We start from the raw sequence: 3878 nt of genomic DNA on the forward strand, positions 1-3878 counted from the left end.
GTCCTGGACGGTTCTCCGTCCAGGACAGCGCCAGCCGGAGGAAGGGGGGACCGGGGGGCCCGTGGCCCCTCGGCGGGGTCCAGGGGCGGAGCCCCTGGTGACAACAGCAAGGATACCTTGGAAATGCGTTACAATATCTGTGTGATGCCGGGCGACGGCATTGGTCCGGAGATCGTGGCCGAGGCCATGAAAGTGTTGGAAGCGGCGGGGAAGAAGCATGGCCTGGAGTTCGCCTTTAGCGAGGCGGTGATCGGCGGCGCGGCCATCGACGCCACGGGCGGCCCGTTGCCTGAGAAGACTGTTGCCGCCTGCAAGGCGGCCGATGCCGTGCTTTTGGGCGCGGTCGGCGGGCCCCAGTGGGACACCCTCGATCCGGCCATCCGTCCGGAGAAGGGCCTGCTCGGCATCCGCAAGGCGCTCGGGCTCTTCGCCAACCTGCGTCCGGCCAAGCTTTTCCCCGAGCTGGCCGCCGCCTGCTGCCTGCGCCCGGACATCGTGGGCAACGGCCTTGACGTCATGGTGGTGCGGGAGCTTACGGGCGGGGCTTATTTCGGCGAGCCGCGCGGCATCGAGGAGCGCGGCGGCGAGAAGGTGGGTTTCAACACCATGGTCTACAGCGAGCACGAAGTGCGCCGCATCGCCAAGGTCGGCTTCGAGACGGCCCGGAAGCGGCGGGGCAAGCTGTGTTCCGTGGACAAGGCCAACGTGCTCGACGTCTCGCGCCTGTGGCGCGCCGTGGTCCTGGAAGTGGCCAAGGACTATCCCGATGTGGAGCTGTCGCACATGTACGTGGACAACGCGGCCATGCAGCTCGTGCGCGATCCGTCCCAGTTCGACGTCATCGTGACCGAGAACCTTTTTGGCGACATTCTGTCCGACGAGGCGGCGGTCATCACCGGCTCCATCGGCATGCTGCCCTCGGCCTCGCTCGGCGAAGGCAATCCGGACCTGTACGAGCCCATCCACGGCTCGGCCCCGGACATCGCCGGGAAGGACAAGGCCAATCCGTTGGCCACCATCCTGTCCGTGGCCATGATGCTCAAGCATTCCTTTGACCAGACCGCGGCGGCCGAGGCCATCGAGGCGGCCTGCGCCAAGGTGCTGGCCGAGGGTTACCGCACGGGCGACATCATGGAACCCGGCAAGACGCTCGTTGGCTGCAAGGCCATGGGTGATCTGGTGGTGGAGCGGCTGGCCTAACCGCCGAGCCTTTTTGCAAGGGTCCGGGAGGGCCGGCCCTGGCCGTGCGTGTTTTTTGCTGCGGCGGGGCTGGTTCTTCCGGCTTTTTTTGCGTATGCAGGCGGCGCGTCTTGCGCGTTGCTGGCGACGTATCCGGCGACGCGTCGTCTTCTTCGACCTTTCTCGCCCCGAATGCGGGCGTTTTGATGGAAGTCATGGCCAAAGTCAGTCTGCAAAATCTTTCCAAGTCCTACGGCGGCCGCGATCTGTTCAAGGATTTCTCCCTGGAGATTCCCGGTGGCACGCGGCTGGCCGTTGTCGGTCAAAACGGCGCGGGCAAGTCCACGCTCCTGAAACTCATTGCCGGGGTCTCCGAACCCGACGGCGGCAAGGTGGCGCTCTCCACCGGCGCGCGCCTGGGCTACGTGGCCCAGGACATGGACGAAGCCGACCTCGGCATGGGACTTCTCGCCTGGGTCATGGCCGCGTTGCCGTCGTGGAAGGAGTTCTGGGCCCGCTACGACGCGGCGGTCGCCGCCGGGGACAAGGCCGCCATGGAGGCGCTGGCCCACGAGCAGGCGAGCCTGGAGCATACGCTGGGCTACAATCCCGAGCACCGGGCCAAGACGATCCTGACGGGCCTGGGGTTTAGCGAGGAGAACCAGAGCGCCCCCATTTCCGCCCTTTCCGGTGGCTGGCGCGAGCGGGCCAAGCTGGCCCGGGTGCTGACGGCCGGGGCCGATGTGCTGCTTCTCGACGAGCCCACCAACCACCTGGACCTCGAGGCCGTGGCTTGGCTCGAATCCTTTTTGTGCGCCTTTCCCGGGGTGCTCATTTTCGTGGCCCACGACCGGATTTTTCTCGACCGGGTGGCGACGCACACGCTTTTTACGGGCGACATCAAACCCATCTGGCGTCCCGGCTCTTTTTCCGAATTTCTGGTCTGGCGCGAGGAGATGGACAAGCAGTGGGAGCGGCAGGCCGCGGCCATCGACAACAAGATCAAGCAGCACAGCGCCTTTGTCGACCGTTTTCGCTACAAGGCCACCAAGGCCCGGCAGGCCCAAAGCAAGCTCAAAAACGTGGACAAGCTGGAGAAGGAGATGGCGGCGCTTCGAAACGAGCGGCCGGACGTGCGGGCCAAAACCCTCAATTTCACCCTGCCCGAACCCGAGAAGTCCGACAAGACCGTGGCCTCCGCCGCCGATCTGGCCTATGCCTATCCCGGCCGGGACCCGATCTGGCCGCCGCTGACCTTTCAGCTTTTTCGCGGCCAGAAAGTGGCGCTGGTCGGGCACAACGGCGCGGGCAAAACCACGCTTTTGAAGCTGGTGGTCGGGGCGCTGAAGCCCCTTGCCGGCCGCGTCCTCCTCGGCACGGGCGTCAAGCTCGGCTATTTCAGCCAGCACCAGACCGAGGTTCTGCAAAAAGACGCCCTGGTCATGTCCGAAATGAAGCGCATGGCCGGCCCCAGGGCCACCCATCTGGAAGTCTGCTCCATCCTGGGGTTGTTCCTTTTGGGCGAGGAGTACTGGGAAAGGCGGGTGTCCGAGCTTTCCGGCGGCGAGAAATCGCGGCTGGTGCTGGCCGGGCTTTTTTCGGCCCGGGCCAACTTCCTGGTTCTCGACGAACCCACCAACCACCTGGATCTGGAAAGCCGCGAAGCGCTGGTGCGGGCGCTTTCCGAGTACTCGGGGGCCATCCTCATGGTCGCCCACGACCGCTATCTGCTGCGCGAGGTGGCGGCCGAGGTCTGGTCCGTTGGCGAGGACGGCATCACCGTTTATGAAGACGGCTTCGCCGGTTACGAGGCCGCCCAGGCCGGGCAGACGCAGGAAAACGCCTGCCTCGTGGACGAAGCCGCGGAGCCGGCCAAAGCCTCACCCACCAAGGCTTCCCGACAGGAGGACAAGGAACGCAAGCGCCGCGTGGCCGAGCAGCGAAACACGCTCTACCGCGACATCAAGCCCAAACGTGATGCCTACGACAAGCTCGAGGCCGAGCTGGAAGCGCTTCTCGCCAAGCAGTCCGAGATGGAGGCCGTCATGGCCGATCCCGAGACCTATGCGAAGCGTGAGCTTTTTTCCCAGCTCAGCAAGGAATACGGGACCCTGTCCCATGCGAGCGAGGAACTGCTCGCCCGCATGGCCGTCCTGGAAGAGGAAATCGCCGACCTGGAGGCCCGACGGGCCGCCTTGCTGGAGTCCGCATGAACTGTGCGCCGAAAAACGTGACGGTCGTTGCCGGCATCATCTGGAAGGATGGCCGGTATCTGGGGGTCAAGCGCCCCGAAGGCAAACCCATGGCCGGGGAGTACGAATTTCCCGGCGGCAAGGTCGAGCCCGACGAATCCGTCCGGGCCGCCCTGATGCGGGAATTAAGTGAAGAATTGGACATAACCCCCACCGCAATTGCCTTTTTCAAGGAAAAAGAGCATGCCTACCTCCATATTGCGGTGCATCTGCACTTTTTCCATGTCCGGGCTTACGAGGGCGAAATCAAGCCCCTGGAAGGCCAGGAAATGGAATGGCTGACGCCGCAGGAGGGCGCATCGAGACCTTTTCTCGAAGCGGACAGGGAGATTGTGGAGCAACTGGCGGTCCTCGGTGACGCCGTCTTGCAGTAGCATTTCCCATAAGGGAATTGTCTCCCATAATTACCCCGCTAAAAGTTTTTGAGGGAAAGGGGGGGGGCCGGGG

Annotated in this window: 3 protein-coding genes; all 3 read left to right on the top strand. The window is 64.4% G+C overall.

Annotated features, from left to right (window positions below):
- Window positions 1-123 precede the first annotated feature (123 nt).
- The 3 genes from leuB (at window position 124) to ACMZ6R_RS20200 (ending at window position 3805) form a co-directional block, all read left to right on the top strand.
- Complete coding sequence (gene leuB, locus ACMZ6R_RS20190) at window positions 124-1200, top strand: 3-isopropylmalate dehydrogenase (RefSeq protein WP_416114750.1); 1077 nt, start codon at window positions 124-126, stop codon at window positions 1198-1200.
- Window positions 1201-1394: 194 nt separating this feature from the next.
- Window positions 1395-3392, top strand: a complete 1998-nt coding sequence (locus tag ACMZ6R_RS20195; protein WP_416114751.1) for an ABC-F family ATP-binding cassette domain-containing protein — start codon at window positions 1395-1397, stop codon at window positions 3390-3392.
- Entirely contained in the window at window positions 3389-3805 is a 417-nt protein-coding gene (locus ACMZ6R_RS20200; protein ID WP_416114752.1) for a (deoxy)nucleoside triphosphate pyrophosphohydrolase, read from the top strand. The genes ACMZ6R_RS20195 and ACMZ6R_RS20200 overlap by 4 nt, the downstream gene beginning before the upstream one ends.
- Window positions 3806-3878 lie beyond the last annotated feature (73 nt).

It is taken from the genome of Solidesulfovibrio sp. C21 (assembly GCF_047785625.1).
GTDB lineage: Bacteria > Desulfobacterota > Desulfovibrionia > Desulfovibrionales > Desulfovibrionaceae > Solidesulfovibrio.